Origin of the sequence: Haloarcula sp. CBA1122 (assembly GCF_009741785.1) — an archaeon.
In the GTDB taxonomy this organism is placed as follows: Archaea; Halobacteriota; Halobacteria; order Halobacteriales; family Haloarculaceae; genus Haloarcula; species Haloarcula hispanica.
In genome coordinates this window covers 1-14,614 of sequence record NZ_WPCB01000019.1, presented here as the reverse complement: position 1 = coordinate 14,614, position 14,614 = coordinate 1, and the positions used below count along the sequence as shown (strand labels likewise).

Sequence of the window (14,614 nt, the reverse complement as noted above, 5' to 3'; positions counted from 1 at the left end):
CGGCGGGCTACAAATGCGCACCGAACCGGTACACGCCGAGAATACAGACATAGCTAATGTGGCTCGGTCGCACGCCACAGGCCGGCCGGGGGTTTCGCAACAACTTTGCACGGTCCGGTCGGTCAGTCCCACATGAAACTCGCCGGTATGGCCAGTAACCGCGGCCGAAATCTCATGAACATCGCGGACCGCGCCCCGGGCGGGGCGGAGTTCGCCGTCGTTCTGACCAATGACGCCGACGCGCCGGTGCTCGAAGCAGCCGCCGAGCGCGGCATCCCGACCGAGGTCGTCGAGCACGACGCGGACGAGTCGCGCGAGTCCCACGAGGAGCGCGTCCTCGACGCCCTCTCGGAGTACGACTTCGACCTCGTCACGCTGGACGGGTATATGCGCGTCCTCAGCGAGACGTTCCTCGACGAGACACCGACCGCGCTGAACGTCCACCCAAGCCTGCTGCCGAACTTCACCGGGGCGAACGCTCACGAGCAGGTCCTCGACGCCGGCGTGAAGGTGACGGGCTGTACCGTCCACGTCCTTGATGAAAGCGTCGACGGCGGCCCCATCGTCACGCAGGAACCGATTCCCGTCTTCGAAGGTGACGACGAGGACAGTCTCAAAGAGCGCGTGCTCTATGAAGGCGAGTTCACCGCCTACCCGCGCGTCATCGAGTGGTTCGCCGAGGACCGCGTCACCATCGACTGGGATGCAGGCACGGTCTCAGTAGAGGGCGACGAGGGCGGAGACTTCCCTGCCCGCCGCATCGTCTCGGATGACCTCGCATCGAGTCTGCGCTATGGGGAGAACCCCCATCAGAACGCCGCGCTGTACACTGACACGACCGTCTCGGAGGCCAGCGTCGTCCACGCCGACCAGCTCAACGAGGGTGCGAAGGCGCTGTCGTACAACAACTACAACGACGCCGACGGCGCGCTGAACCTCATCAAGGAGTTCGAGGAGCCCGCCGCGGCGGTCATCAAACACACCAACCCGGCCGGCTGTGCGACTGCCGACTCCGTGGCCGACGCCTACGAGAAGGCACTGTCGACAGACCCGATGAGCGCCTTCGGCGGCATCGTCGCGCTGAACCGCGAGTGCGACGCCGCCACCGCCGAGCAGATTATCGACTCATTCAAAGAGGTCGTCGTCGCGCCCGGCTACACCGACGCCGCGCTCGACGTGCTGTTCGAGAAGGAGAATCTCCGCGTGCTGGATGTCAACGAGAACTTCGAGGTCACCGATAGCCTGACCGAGAAACCCCTCGTCGGCGGCCGACTGGTTCAGGAGCGGGACACCCAGCACCTCTCGGCCGACGACCTGGAGGTCGTCACCGAACGGGAACCGACCGACGAGCAGGTCGAGTCGATGCTGTTCGCCTGGCACACGCTCAAACACGTCAAGTCCAACGGTATCCTCTTCGCCGACGGGACGGAAACGGTCGGCATCGGCATGGGGCAAGTGTCCCGGGTCGACGCCGTCCGGCTGGCCGCGATGAAGGCCGACGAGCACGCCGAGGGGAAGGACGCCGAGGGCGCGGTGATGGCCTCGGACGCCTTCTTCCCGTTCCCGGACGGCATTGAAGAGGCCGCCGACGCTGGCATCGAGGCGGTTATCCAGCCCGGCGGCTCGAAGAACGACGAGAGCGTCATCGAGGCCGCGGACGAACACGACATGGCGATGGTGTTCACCGGGCAGCGGTCGTTCAGACACGACTGAGCGGTAGCGAGAGCGTGTCTGAGCCTCGGTAGACGAGTGGCACGAGTCTATCGGTGGTTCCGGCACGACTGAGCGGGACCGCAGCGCAACCGGTAGCCGGCAACGAAAGAGGTTTTGTCGAGGCTTTAGAACCCGCTCCCGATGGCAAACGACAACGACAGGGAGGAAGCTGTCCGCGACGCTGTGGACGTCTCTCGGAGCGGTGCCCCGGCGGGTGGGAGTGTCATCCGTGACCGGTTCTCCGCGGACGAGATTTTCCAGCGCATCATCGTCGCGGCCGACGAGGAGGTGACAGTCGGGACTCGCGAGATGTTCTTCGCCGGCGTCGCGGGCGGGTTCGCTATCACAGTGACGTTCATGCTGTACGCGTCATTGTACGCGAAGACCGGCGGCGACCCGATATTGAGCGCGCTCCTGTATCCACTCGGGTTTGTCTTCATCATTCTCGGGGATTATCAGCTCTACACGGAGAACACACTCCCGCCGGTCGCGCTCGTCCTCGAACGGCTGGCGAGCATCCCGTCGCTGCTCCGTATCTGGGTCGTCGTCCTGATTTCGAACCTCTTCGGCGGGATGCTCGGCGCGCTCGCGCTGGCGACGACCGACGTTCTCTCCGCCGACGCGGCGGCGGCCGCCGCCGCTTCGCCCAGAAAGCTATCGCGACCTCTCAGCTAACGCTGTTCTCGAAGGCGGTGTTCGCCGGCCTCATCGTCGCCGGCGTCGTCTGGGTCGACTACTCGCTGCGGGACAGCATCTCCCGGCTCGTGTTGATTTACATCGCCTTCCTGGCGATTCCCTTCGGAAACCTCTATCACGTCGTCGTCTCCGCGACGGAGATGTTCTATCTCGTGTTTATCGGCGAGCTGGCGCTGTCTGTCGGCCTCTGGCAGTTCGTTCTCCCGGTACTTCTCGGCAACTCCGTCGGCGGCGTCGTGCTCGTGACCGTCGTCAACTACTTCCATACGACCGAACGGCGGCTCGAAACAGCGCGAGATCAGGGGTCCAAGCGCCAGCTCACCATCCGGGAGTGGATCTGGGGCGGGTGGTCCGCTTCGGGCCGCTCGTACGTGCCGGCGACCGACGAAATTCCCCAAAGCGATCCGGAGTCGCGAGAGAACGAGCGCTGACACAAACCATTTCAACGGCCTCCGGCTATCGTTGGTGTGAACTGGGTGAGAGATAACCGGCTGCTGCTTCTGTTTGCCGCCGTCGTTCTGACGACGCTGGGCGCTGTCGGGCTGGGAATCGTCGGTGTCGTCGCGACAGTCGGGGCGCTTCTCGGCGGCGGCGCGGTCATCCAGACTTTCGCCGGGTTCCTGCTTGGCACATTGCTCCTAGTGGGCGTTGACATCGTCTTCTCGGTCGCGCTGGTCCGTGCGCTGGCCCGGCGGGCGTCGGTGCCGAAGAGCCAGCGCGTCGCTGGTGGGCTCACCCGTCTCGAATCAGTCGTGCCACCGCTCGCGTCGCTCGGCCTCGCCGACGTGTTCGCGCCGCCGGAGCCGACAGTCGAGGAGCGACACGAGGCGTTGACGCGCCGGTACGTCGAGGGGGACCTCTCCGAGGCCGAGTACGAGCGGGAACTGCAGGCGCTTCTCGGCGAGTCAGAGAACCCGGATTCTGAACTGCTGGACGCCGTCGACATGGAGACCGACCTACCGCGGACCGCGGCGACCGACACCGAGTACGAGCCCGCCCGGGAATAGCCTGAGCGGGTTTTACATAGTCGCCCGACGACGGGTCACGTATGGACGCACCCACGTTTCTCGAAGTCGAGGTGGAGCGAGACGCCATCGCCTCGGCGCTCGACGCCGTTCCCGGCGTCGCCGTTGTCGACGATACCACTACTGGCCCATCACCGGGACCGGCGGGGCCGGACGGGGCCGAGGATTCCGGCCCCAGTCTCACGGACCGCCTCGGGTCGCTGTGGCGACAGTGGGGGCTGCTCGGCACGGGGCTGTCCCTCATCGCGCTCGGCGCGGCAACGGCTGGGCTCTGGTGGTACCGCCGCCGCAACGCTGATGGAACCGATGCCAGGAGCACCGACGAGGACGCGTCGGAATGGGCCACGGAACGTCCAGACGAAACGCCACCACCGGCTGAACCGAGCGTCGACACGCCATCACCGGCCGAGACGGAGTTCGAGCCGACAGCAGCGGTAGAAGACGCCGAGGAGACGCCGGCTCCAGAGGCGCAGGAAACGTCGCTGGCCACAGAGATGCCACGGACTGAGTCCGAGTCCCGGCGGCAGGATACTGGGACGGGTACGGAGCTATCTGGCGCTCCCAAGTCAGAGACCGAGACGGACACTCTGGAACAAGTGGAGACGGAGCCCACTGAGACGGACACGGACGAGCGACCGGAAGCGAAGATCGACCCGGCACCGCTGCTGGGTGCCGCGTTCCTGATTCTGTCGAGCGCGCTCGGTCGGTGGGCCACGCGCGAGCGTAGCGACCAGGCGTAACTGTCGCCGGCAGGCCAGTGGGAGACCAGTTGGGTAAGCAGGCTGTTCGGGGCGTCTTCGCGCCGGACACACGCAACAGTCCGACAGGCTAAAGCGAGCGGCTCCGATAGCCCGACCATGGAGTTCCACGAGGCCGCGAACTTCCTCTTCGAGTTGCGCCGGTTCGCCTCGCGACCCGGTACTGATGCCACGCAGGACCTGCTATCGTCGCTCGGTGACCCACAGGAGGGGCTTCGCTGCGTCCAGATTGCGGGGTCCAACGGGAAGGGGTCCACCGCGCGGATGGTCGAACGAACGTTGCGGGAAGCAGGCCTCGATGTCGGACTGTACACGTCCCCGCATCTCGACGACGTGCGCGAGCGAATCCGGATCAACGGCAGGAAGCTCTCCGAGGCCGCGCTCGTCGAGTTCGTCGAATCGGTTCAGGCGTACGTGACCGAGCAGGGCGCGGCCAATGATTCGCCCACCTTCTTCGAAACGATGACTGCGATGGCGCTGTGGGAGTTCGACCGCCAGGACGTCGACGTTGCAGTGCTGGAGGTCGGTATCGGCGGCCGATACGACGCCACGAGCGTGGTCGATCCGGTCGCAAGCGCCGTCACGTCCGTGACGCTCGAACACACCCACATCCTGGGCGACACCGTCGAGGAAATCGCCCACGACAAGGCCCACGTCGCCCCGGACGGCAATCCGCTGGTGACCGGAACGACAGGCGACGCGCTCGCGGCCGTCCGCGAGTTCACCGACGATGTCGTGACCGTTGGGAGCGCCGTCGAGACAGACCAGAACCCGGCCGAGAGCGAGGCCGATATATCCGTGAACTACGGCGGTCGTGAGGGGCTGGAGGGGTCGGTCTCGGTCGACGGCCCGAACTGGAGCGTCGATACCTCCCTCCCGCTGCTGGGCGCGCATCAGGCACAGAACGCCGGAATCGCAGCCACACTGTGCCGGCAGGTCGCGGATGTCTCGCAGTCCGATCTCGAACGCGGCCTGCGAAACGCCCACTGGCCCGGTCGGTTTGAAGTGATGAACGAGTCGCCGCTGGTCGTCCTCGACGGGGCACACAACCCAGGAAGCATCGAGCGCACCGCGGAGACGCTGTCGTCGTTCGACTACGACGACCTCCACGTCGTCGTCGGCGCGATGGTCGACAAGGACCACGAGCGCATCGCCGCGGCGTTACCGGACCCGGACCACGTCGTCGCCTGCCAGCCCAACGTCGACCGGGCGGAGTCTCACCACGTCGTCGCGACCGCCGTTGAGAACGCGACCGACGCCACCATCGAGACGCGAAACGACGTATCCGGGGCGCTCGATATCGCACTCAACGCCGCGGACTCCGGTGATGCGGTCCTCGTGACCGGGTCGCTGTACGCCGTCCGGGAGGCCCGGACCGGCTGGTCGCGCTCGCTGATTCCCAAGCAGGTCGACTCGCTGGCCGAGGCCCGCGAGACCATCGAGAGCGCCCACGTCACCGATACCGGGGCCTGGCGGATGCGGGGGAAGGGCGTCCACCGCGTCCTGCGTACCCGCGTCCAGCCGCGACAGGCCCAGTACCTCAAGGAGGAACTGCTGTCCTTGGGCGGCGAATGTGCCGTCTCTGGGCTGGACGGCCAAGAGGAGGAATCAACCGACGTGGTCATGATGGCGACGATGGCCCAGTACAAGCGCCTCGCGGAGAAGCTGGACGGCCAGCCCTACGGGCTCGCGTCGTTCGCCGACGAACTGCGGGGGGCGCTGTCCATCCAACAGTCCGAGCCCGACACGTCGGCAGCGTATCCCTGGGACGACGGCACAGCCGTTATGGGTATCTGCAATATCACCCCGGATTCCTTCCACGACGGCGGCGAGTACAACGCCGTCGAGGACGCCGTCGCCCGCGCCGAGCAAATGGTCGAGGACGGCGCGGACATCCTAGATATCGGCGGGGAGTCGACCCGGCCCGGTGCTGAACCGGTCCCGGCCGAGGAGGAGATCGACCGCGTGGTGCCGGTCATCGAGGCGCTTTCGGAGCTGGATGTCGCGATATCCGTCGATACGCGGAAAGCACCCGTCGCGCGGGCAGCACTCGACGCCGGGGCAGACATCCTGAACGACGTGTCTGGCCTCGAAGACCCCGAGATGCGCCTCGTCGCCGCCGAGTACGACGTGCCGGTGGTCGTGATGCACTCCATCGAGACGCCGGTCGACCCCGACAGCGACATCCACTACGACGACGTGGTGGGGGACTGCATCGACCAACTGACAGAGCGCGTCCTGCTCGCGGAAAAGGCCGGACTCGACCGAGACCAGATCATCGTCGACCCGGGCATCGGCTTCGGGAAATCTGCCACGGAGGACTTCGAACTGCTCGACCGACTTCCGGAGTTCGAGGCACTCGGCTGTCCAATCCTGGTCGGGCACTCCCACAAGTCCCTGTTCGGGCTGGTCGGACAGGAAGCGGGCGACTGTCTGGAGGCGACCATCGCCGGGACGACGCTGGCGGCCGAACGGGGGGCCGACATCGTTCGCGTCCACGACGTCCCGGAGAACGTTGCCGCGGTTCGGGTCGCTGAGGCAGCTCAGAACCCGGAGAAATTCGAGGACTGAGCGGCGCTGTTTGTCCGTAATTCCACCAGACCGAAAGCACTTACGCCACCACCGAGCACCGCTGGTATGGATCAGCGAGACGTTGTCCGCGAGGGGTACGACGAGATTGCGAGTACCTACGCCGAGAAGCGGGACGGGAACGGTCGCGAACGGACCCTTGTCGAATCGCTTGCAGCGGCCCTCCCTGATGGTAGTCGCGTCCTCGATGCGGGCTGTGGTGCGGGTACGCCGGCAATGGAAGTTCTCGCCGATCAGCACGATACCATCGGACTGGATATCTCAGCCGAACAGCTCCGTACCGCTCGTGATACTGTCGACTCCGACGGACTGGTCCGTGGTGACCTGGCGACGCTCCCGTTCGCTGACGATACGTTCGATGCCGTTGTCTCCTACCACGCCGTCATCCACGTTCCAAAGGACGAACACGCCACTGTCTTTTCCGAATTTGAGCGCGTGCTCCGGCCCGGCGGGCAACTCCTGGCCGCGCTAGGAGACGACCCATGGGAAGGCACGAACGACGACTGGCTGGATACCGGCACCGCCATGGCCTGGAGTTTCCACGGTCGTGAACGTAGCGCAGATCTACTGACGGAAGCCGGCTTTCGCGTCGAATCGGTCGAACCGGTCGACGACGAACTCGGAGGGACCTTTGCCATATTCCGGGCACAACCGGAGGACAGCGAGACACTGCCGGGTCACAACTGAATCAGGGGACTGGCGTTCGTGTGGAGAAGGGTTCTATAACCAGGACTACTCGGGCAGTTGTTCAGTGCGTTAGGCCTGGGCGGCACAAGCAATTTTCCCACTATATTGAGGGTATTATTCCCGATATCTCTCAACAATGAAAATCGGGAGCGAACATATAAGGTTTGTATCGGTGGAGGTCCGCCATGGAATTACGGGACGGGAGTAAGAACTCCCGAGAGCGCATCAGTTCTTCTGACAGAAAAGCGGTCGACGGCGGAACGCTTACCGATCGTATCGGACTGGACGCCGGGGAGATACGCTGGCGGAAGGAGTTTACCGGATTCGATGAGTCGGACGTCGACAATCTGACCGCGATGGAAGCGAAGACGAACGCCCGGGCCGAATCTGTCGTCGACGACTTCTACGATCACCTCAAATCGTTCGACGAAACCATCGAGATTTTCGGGCGGTCCACCAAGTCGGTCGACCAGCTCAAAAACACACAGTCACAGTACCTCCGCGACCTCGTCGCCGGGAGCTACGACAAACAGTACTTCGAGAACCGGGCCCGTATCGGGAAGATTCACGACATGCTCGACCTCGGCCCGAAGATCTATCTCGGGGCCTACAGCATCTACTTCGAACATTTCCTGCGGACAATCGTCGAGGACCTGCAGTCGGGCGACGCCGCCCGGGACGAGGCACTCGAAGAGATGCAATCGCGGGCGCTGTCCGTGTTCAAACTCCTCAACCTCGACCAGCAGGTGGCGATGGACACCTACATCGACTCGTACAGCCAGCGTCTGGAATCGGCAATCGATGACCAGCAGGCGCTGATGGAGGAGGTCGAGAGCGGACTCCAGCAGCCCATCGACGAACTGAGCGCCTCAGCCGAGGAGGTCGCCCAGACGAACCAACAAATCACCGACACAGCCGAGACACAGTCCGAGTCGATGGACGAGGTGGCGGGCGAGGTCGCGGATATGAGCGCAACCATCGAGGAGATCGCCTCGACCGCCGAAGAAGTCGCGAGTACCAGCACATCGGCCGAGGAAAAGGCGGAACGCGGGAACGAAGCCGCACAGCAGGCCGCGGCCATGATGAACGACGTCGACGACGCTGTCGATACGGTTTCCACAGACATCGCCGGCCTCCGGGAGCAGGCCGACGAGATCGACGACATCGTCGAGGTGATCAACGACATCGCGGACCAGACCAACATGCTCGCGCTGAACGCGTCTATCGAGGCCGCACGCGCCGGCGAGGCGGGCGACGGGTTCGCCGTTGTCGCCGACGAAATCAAGACGCTCGCCGGAGATTCACAGGAACACGCGAACCAGATCGAGGACACCGTCACAGAGATCCAAGACGAGACCGTCGACGCCGTCGAGAGCCTCGAAACCGTGACAGAGCAGGTGACGGAGGGCATCGATCAGGTCGAGACGGCGGCCGAACAACTCGAAGAGATCGTGTCGGCGGTCAACGAGGCAGCACAGGGCATCCAGGAGGTCTCGGCGGCCACCGACGACCAAGCGGCGTCGACCGAGGAGGTGGCCAGCATGATCGACGAACTGTCGAGCGGCATCGACGACATGACGGCACAACTGGACGACCTCGCGGCGACGAACGAAGAACAGACGGCGAAGATTCGGGACGTGGCCGAGACCGCGCGCCGGCTCGATACCGACACGGAATAAGCTCGACCCACAGTCAGCGCGTCTGGCTTACTCCTCGACTTCGGGCGGCTCGACGGCCTCGGCCTCCGTCTCGGTCACGCGGATGCCCTTCGAAGCGAGGTGGCGCATCTGCCGGCGGACGAAGTCCTCCTCCGTCGTCCCGCGTGTCGCGAGAATAACCATCCGGGCGTCGCCGGCGGGGCGCATCGTCCGTCCGGCCCGCTGTGCGCCCTGCCGACGGGACCCACCCAGTCCAGACGCGACGAGAGCGAGTTCGGCGTCGGGCAGGTCGATACCCTCGTCGCCGACACGGGAGACGACCAGCGTGTTCAGTTCGCCCCGGCGGAACTCGTCGAACAGTTTCTCCCGACGTGCGTGTGGCGTCTCGCCGCTGATAAAGGGTGCGTCGATGGCCTCGCTGATGGCCTCGCCCTGGTCAAGGTACTCGATGAACACGAGCGCCTTCGCGGCCGGGTTCTCGGCCAGTGCGTAGCGTATCTCGTCGATTTTCCCGGTGTTGCTGGCGGCGGCCTGTCGGCGGTCGTGGCCCGACGTGGAACTGTACTCGGACTGCTCCGTCTCGTTGCCCCACGGGACGAGGCGGATTTCGACCTCGGGTTCGGCCACGTAGCCCTCGTCGAACAGTTTCCCCCAGTCGGTGCCGATAGGCGGGCCGATGAGCGTGAATATCTCCTCCTCGTCGTCGCTCTCTCTGGTCGGCGTGGCGGTCAAACCCAGGCGGTGTTTGGTCTGGAGGTCCGCGCTCCGGCGGTGAATCGGCGAGGGGACGTGATGGACCTCGTCGAAGACGATGAGGCCCCACTTGCGCTGGTCGAACAGCTTCCGGTGGCGGTCCATCCCCGCGGTGCGGTAGGTTGCGATGGTGACCGGCCGGATGTTCTTCTCGCCGCCGTGGTACTCGCCGATGTCGTCGTCGGTCAGGGTCGTGTGCCGGACCAGTTCGTCGTGCCACTGGGTCGCGAGTTCGCGCGAGGGGACGAGAATCAACGTCTCACCGCTGATAGCGGCCATCGCCCCCATCGCGGCGACGGTCTTGCCCGACCCCGGCGGGCCGACGAACACGCCCGACCCCTGCTCGGTGAACCGCTCGACCCAGTCCTGCTGGTAATCCCGCAGGCGCAGGCGGAGGTCCATCTCGATGGCGTCGCCGGTCTCTAAGTCGCGGTCGTCCCGGACCGGATAGCCCGCCTCGTACAGCGTGCGCTTGATCTCGGCGGTCGCGTCCTCGTTGACCCACGACTCCGAATCCGAGATGGGGGCCCGGAGGTGGTCGTCGTCGAGTTTCGGCCGGGCGACGTTGCCCATCAGGTCGTCACTCTCGGCTTCGAGTACGACGTAGCCGTCCTCGTGGGTCTTCAGGCGGAACTTCCGGGCGCGCTCCCACTGGCTCGTCACCCACTCTTCGAGGTGGGGCGAGCGCTCGCCCAGCACGTCCCGCATCGTCGTCAGGAGGGCGTCCAGGGACTCGTGTGGCGCGGCCCAGATGTCCTCCTCGCGGAGTTCGTACACGTAGCCGCCCGAACGGTTGGTGTCCTGCAGGCGCGCGAACTGTGAGAGTTGCGCCCGCGTGAACTGGTCGGGGTGTTCGACGACCACTTCGCGGCGGTCGGGGAACAGAACGACGCGCTCGCGGTCTGTCACCTCGGCGATGTCCGCCGGGTACCACACGGACTCGACCTCGGACACGTCCTGGCGCTCGATGTCGCCGTCGTCGGCGAGGCGCTCCAGTGCTTCCCGGGCCTCGTCTGGCGTCAGGTCCGTTTTCCGGGAGAACTCCGTCGCCGTCAGATGTGGGCGGCCGACGGCATCGATAGCGTCGTAGACGGCGTCGAGTTCGAGTTCTGCGGGGTCCGAGTCCTCGTCTCGGTCTGCTGGCTCCTCGACTGTCACTACCAAATGGAGGGGACCGACGCTCAAACGGGTTTCGTCTGGGCGACCGCCCCGTCGGTCCGAACACGTACATTAATATAGCGCCACTTAGACCAGCCGGCATGGTTGAGGGAATCGCGGCTGGACCGTGGTCGATCGTGCCCGCGCTCGTCGCCATCGGTCTCGCCTGGTACACCCGGGACGCTCTTATCGGGCTGTTCGTGGGCATCGTCATCACAGGCGTGCTGGTCGGCGCATTACACCCCCAGGCTGTCGGGGTCCCGTCCGATCTGATCACCGCCGGCGGTGAGGTGGCGACCGTCCAGCCACAGGCAGAAGACGGGAGTCCCTGGACGGTCGGCGTCGGTGGCATCGTACTCGGAGCGCTCTTCGGGCTGAAGCTCGTGCCGGAAATCATCGCCACGGCCCCGCTGTTCGGGGAATGGTACGTCAAGAACGTCCTGCTCGCCATCTTCGCCATCGGCGGGCTGATCGGACTGATGATCCGAGCTGGGGCGATACAGGGCGTGCTGGAGGCGCTGGTGGAGCGGGCTGAATCCGCCGCAGACGCCGAGAAGGCCGCGTTCCTGGCCGGGATCGCCATCCACATCGATGACTACTTCAACTGCCTCGTGGTCGGCTCGATGATGCGGCCGCTGACCGACAAGTTCGACGTCTCGCGGGCCAAACTGGCCTACTACGTCGACTCAGCGGGGTCCCCGGCGTCCCGGCTCGCGTTCTACTCGACGTGGGGAGCGGCGATGGTCGGCTTCATCGGAGGCGGCCTCGTCGAGGCACAGCAGCAGGGGACGCTGCCCTCGGGCATGACCAACTTCGTGAACACCGGCGGCGAGCAGGTCACCGCGGCGACCGGTGCCGTCTGGCCGCTGTTTTTCAACACGCTGTTTACCGGCTTCTACTCCTGGATCGCGCTCGGTCTCGCGGGACTCGTCGCGTGGCAGGTCGTGCCAAACATCTACGGGATGGGGACGGAGGAATCCCGAGCGAGAAACGAGGGGAAAGTCGTCGGCGACGACGCCGACCCGATGATTTCCGCGGAGATGGACGAGTACGAGGTGTCAGAGACCGCGACGCCGGACTGGCGGAACTTCGCCTGGCCGATTCTCACCATGATCGTCGTCGGCCTCGGCGCGATGTTCTGGCGGGCCAGCCCCGTCATCTACGTCAAGGGGAAGGAAGGGATGGGGGCCACGCTGCTCCAGCTCGGCAGTTGGCAGCTCATCACGCCGCCGAGCGGCCCGTGGGCGTTCAACATCGGCGGCGTCCAGTTGGGTCTCGCGTCCTTCTCGGCACTCATCCTCGCCTTCCTGCTGTATCGCTGGAAGGGCGACATCCCGTCCAACGACGATGCCACCGACGCGATGATGGTCGGCTTCAAGGGCATCCTCCTTGCGGCCGTCATCCTGATGTTCGCCAGTTCCATCCAGAACGCGGTGACGATACTGGGTATTTCGTCGTTCGTGACGAACGTCTTCGGCGGCGTGCCGGCGTTCATCATTCCGGTGGGCGTCTTCCTCGTGACTTCCTTTGTTAGCTTCTCCGATGGCTCGTCGTGGTCGACCTACGGCATCATGTTCCCCATCGCCATCCCGCTCGCGTTCTCGACGGGCGCGAACCTCCCGCTCGTCCTCGGCGCGGTGTTCAGCGGCGGCATCTTCGGCGACCACACCTCGCCCATCAGCGACACGACCGTCCTCGCGTCGTCGACGAGCGGGAGCGACCACATGGTCCACGTCCGGAGTCAAGCGCCCTACGCTCTCATCGCGGCAGGTATCGCGGCCGCGCTGTTCCTCGTGTTCGGGCTGGTGCTCCCCGAAGGGTTCCGCGTCATCCCGTACTGACTGGTGGCGATTTGTCCCCGTCGTCAGCGCGTCTGAACGGCGTTCCGATTAGAAAAGACCGGTCTCCTCGATACGTGACTCGTACAGGTCCTCGTACTCTGCACGGACCTGTGCGTGGTCGAACTCGGCACAGGACTCGTCGACGGTCCGGCGCTCGAAGTCGGCCGATTCGGCGATTTTGTCGGCGATTTCCTGCGGGTTCGTCACCCGGAAGGCGCGGTCGCGCTGCTCGATGAGTTCGTGGGCCGACGACTCGGCCTGGTACTCCACGATGCCGATACAGCCACAGGCCATCGCCCAGAGGAGGTCCGTGGCGAAACACTCTCGGAACGCCGTCTGGACGAATACGTGCGCGCCCTTGTAGATCGAGACGCGCTCCTCGATGTCGCACGCGCCGGCGAAGGTCACGCGGTCGTCGATGCGGAGGTCGGCCGCCTCCTGTTCGTAGTACTCCCGCTCCGGGCCGTCGCCGATGATCGTCGCCGACCAACCCTTCTGTCTGAGTTCCGCCAGCCCGAGCAGCAGCGACTCGACGTTCGCGCTGCCGTCCAGCCGATGGGCGTACACCACGTCGATCTCCTCGTCGGGGTCGACTTCCCGGACAAGATCCATGTCGATGCTCTGTGGGAGAATCGCGGTCTGGTCCGCCGTCGCTCCCCGCTCGCGGACCCGCGTGCGGACGAGTTCGGAGGGGGTGACGAGACAGTCCGACGCGCGGAGCGCGAGGTTGGCCCGGCGGCTTTCGGGCACGTCTTCGTCCCCATACCACTCCGTGAGAAGCGGCGCGCGAGACAGCGTTGCACCGGTCTTGGCCGCGAGTGCGACCGACGACGGCGTCGGGTGAACGTGGACGACATCCGGACGGAACCGGGCGAGCATGGCCGGGAGGCGGACACAGAAGGAGGGGACGGTCGGCGAGACGGTGACGGCGCGGTACGTGACGCCGTCGCGCTCGCGCTGATTGTCGAATCCCGGCCACCACTGCGAACAGAACACGGTCACGTCGTGACCGGCAGCGGCGAGTTCGGTAGCCACCCGCTCCAGCCGGGTCCGGCCCACTGTGTCCCGGTACTGACTCGTCTCCATGGCGACGACCGCGACACGCATACAGGTGCGACGACGTGGCCGCTCAAAAATCCACCCGTTCGCGGTTGACGGCGACAGATGGCGGATTGGCCGTCGGAACTGTCGTTCGACTGGATGTTTATTACAGCGACTCTGCAACGTGTCAGTGTATGAGCGATGATGACGACCTCGAAGCGGAAGTACGTGACCTCCGCGCCGAGGTCGATGCCCTCCAGACACGCATCACCGCCCTGGAATCGAAACTGGACACCGACCCGCCTCCGTCTGTCGGGGACGAAACTGCAACCACTGAAGCGGACACGGCGGCTCCCGAATCGGAGGCCACACACGGTTCGGGGACAGCGCCAGAGACCGGCGAGACAGCCGACAGCGACGCGCCTGTCGACGAGCGGAACTGGGAGCGCGACATCGGGATGAAGTGGCTCGGCGGGGTCGGCGGGCTCGCGCTGGTGGTCGGCGTCGTCTTCTTCATTCGTCTGGCCATCGAAGCGGGCTACCTCGGCCCGCTCGGGCGTGTGCTCACCGGCACAGCGGGCGGGCTCATACTGCTCGCGGGCGGTCGGTACGCCGCCGAGCGGCAGGGCTACGACCGATGGGGTCGGCTCGTCGCGGGGACCGGCCTCGCCATCGCGTATTTCAGCGTCTACGCG

10 protein-coding genes and 1 pseudogene are annotated in these 14,614 nt (G+C 65.4%); 9 read left to right on the top strand and 2 right to left on the bottom strand.

All coding sequences use genetic code 11. From position 1 onward, the window contains the following. The first annotated feature begins 132 nt into the window (after positions 1-132). The 7 genes and pseudogenes from purH (at position 133) to GJ630_RS09480 (ending at position 9,147) form a co-directional block, all read left to right on the top strand. On the top strand, positions 133-1,713 hold the full coding sequence (gene purH, locus GJ630_RS09510; RefSeq protein ID WP_191449787.1) for a bifunctional phosphoribosylaminoimidazolecarboxamide formyltransferase/IMP cyclohydrolase: 1,581 nt from the start codon (positions 133-135) through the stop codon (positions 1,711-1,713). Between the two features lie 141 nt (positions 1,714-1,854). Beyond that, a pseudogene (locus tag GJ630_RS20535) lies at positions 1,855-2,819 on the top strand (formate/nitrite transporter family protein); the annotation flags it as partial. A 57-nt stretch (positions 2,820-2,876) separates the two neighbouring features. Next, positions 2,877-3,416 carry a hypothetical protein gene (locus GJ630_RS09500; protein WP_014039855.1) on the top strand — a complete coding sequence of 180 codons (540 nt, stop codon included), beginning with the start codon at positions 2,877-2,879 and terminating at the stop codon, positions 3,414-3,416. A gap of 41 nt (positions 3,417-3,457) precedes the next feature. Further along, complete coding sequence (locus GJ630_RS09495) at positions 3,458-4,174, top strand: hypothetical protein (protein ID WP_064288379.1); 717 nt, start codon at positions 3,458-3,460, stop codon at positions 4,172-4,174. Between the two features lie 117 nt (positions 4,175-4,291). Then, positions 4,292-6,763, top strand: coding sequence for a dihydropteroate synthase (gene folP / locus GJ630_RS09490; protein ID WP_191449786.1), 2,472 nt, complete (start codon positions 4,292-4,294; stop codon positions 6,761-6,763). A 66-nt stretch (positions 6,764-6,829) separates the two neighbouring features. Continuing rightward, entirely contained in the window at positions 6,830-7,468 is a 639-nt protein-coding gene (locus tag GJ630_RS09485; protein WP_129754911.1) for a class I SAM-dependent methyltransferase, read from the top strand. 185 nt (positions 7,469-7,653) lie between these two features. After that, positions 7,654-9,147 (top strand): globin-coupled sensor protein, encoded by a 1,494-nt coding sequence (locus GJ630_RS09480; protein WP_064288376.1) that lies wholly within the window; start codon positions 7,654-7,656, stop codon positions 9,145-9,147. Positions 9,148-9,174: 27 nt separating this feature from the next. Here GJ630_RS09480 and GJ630_RS09475 read toward each other — a convergent pair whose 3' ends face one another. Next, on the bottom strand, positions 9,175-11,037 hold the full coding sequence (locus tag GJ630_RS09475) for a DEAD/DEAH box helicase (protein ID WP_371727302.1): 1,863 nt from the start codon (positions 11,035-11,037) through the stop codon (positions 9,175-9,177). Positions 11,038-11,138: 101 nt separating this feature from the next. On the opposite strand from GJ630_RS09475, the gene GJ630_RS09470 reads away from it, so the two are divergent. Beyond that, positions 11,139-12,878, top strand: coding sequence for a Na+/H+ antiporter NhaC family protein (locus tag GJ630_RS09470; RefSeq protein ID WP_151146759.1), 1,740 nt, complete (start codon positions 11,139-11,141; stop codon positions 12,876-12,878). Between the two features lie 48 nt (positions 12,879-12,926). Here the strand turns inward: GJ630_RS09470 and GJ630_RS09465 are convergent, their stop codons facing one another. After that, entirely contained in the window at positions 12,927-13,985 is a 1,059-nt protein-coding gene (locus tag GJ630_RS09465; RefSeq protein WP_014039847.1) for a glycosyltransferase, read from the bottom strand. A 128-nt stretch (positions 13,986-14,113) separates the two neighbouring features. Here GJ630_RS09465 and GJ630_RS09460 point away from each other — a divergent pair. After that, positions 14,114-14,614, top strand: a 501-nt coding sequence (locus tag GJ630_RS09460; RefSeq protein WP_191449784.1) for a DUF2339 domain-containing protein, incomplete at its 3' end; no start/stop codon positions are given.

Bases quoted from the DNA above. Each gene is read 5' to 3' on its own strand.
- purH (WP_191449787.1), top strand. From the start codon at position 133: ATGAAACTCGCCGGTATGGCCAGTAACCGCGGCCGAAATCTCATGAAC.
- GJ630_RS09495 (WP_064288379.1), top strand. From the start codon at position 3,458: ATGGACGCACCCACGTTTCTCGAAGTCGAGGTGGAGCGAGACGCCATC.
- folP (WP_191449786.1), top strand. From the start codon at position 4,292: ATGGAGTTCCACGAGGCCGCGAACTTCCTCTTCGAGTTGCGCCGGTTC.
- GJ630_RS09485 (WP_129754911.1), top strand. From the start codon at position 6,830: ATGGATCAGCGAGACGTTGTCCGCGAGGGGTACGACGAGATTGCGAGT.
- GJ630_RS09480 (WP_064288376.1), top strand. From the start codon at position 7,654: ATGGAATTACGGGACGGGAGTAAGAACTCCCGAGAGCGCATCAGTTCT.
- GJ630_RS09470 (WP_151146759.1), top strand. From the start codon at position 11,139: ATGGTTGAGGGAATCGCGGCTGGACCGTGGTCGATCGTGCCCGCGCTC.
- GJ630_RS09465 (WP_014039847.1), bottom strand. From the start codon at position 13,985: ATGCGTGTCGCGGTCGTCGCCATGGAGACGAGTCAGTACCGGGACACA.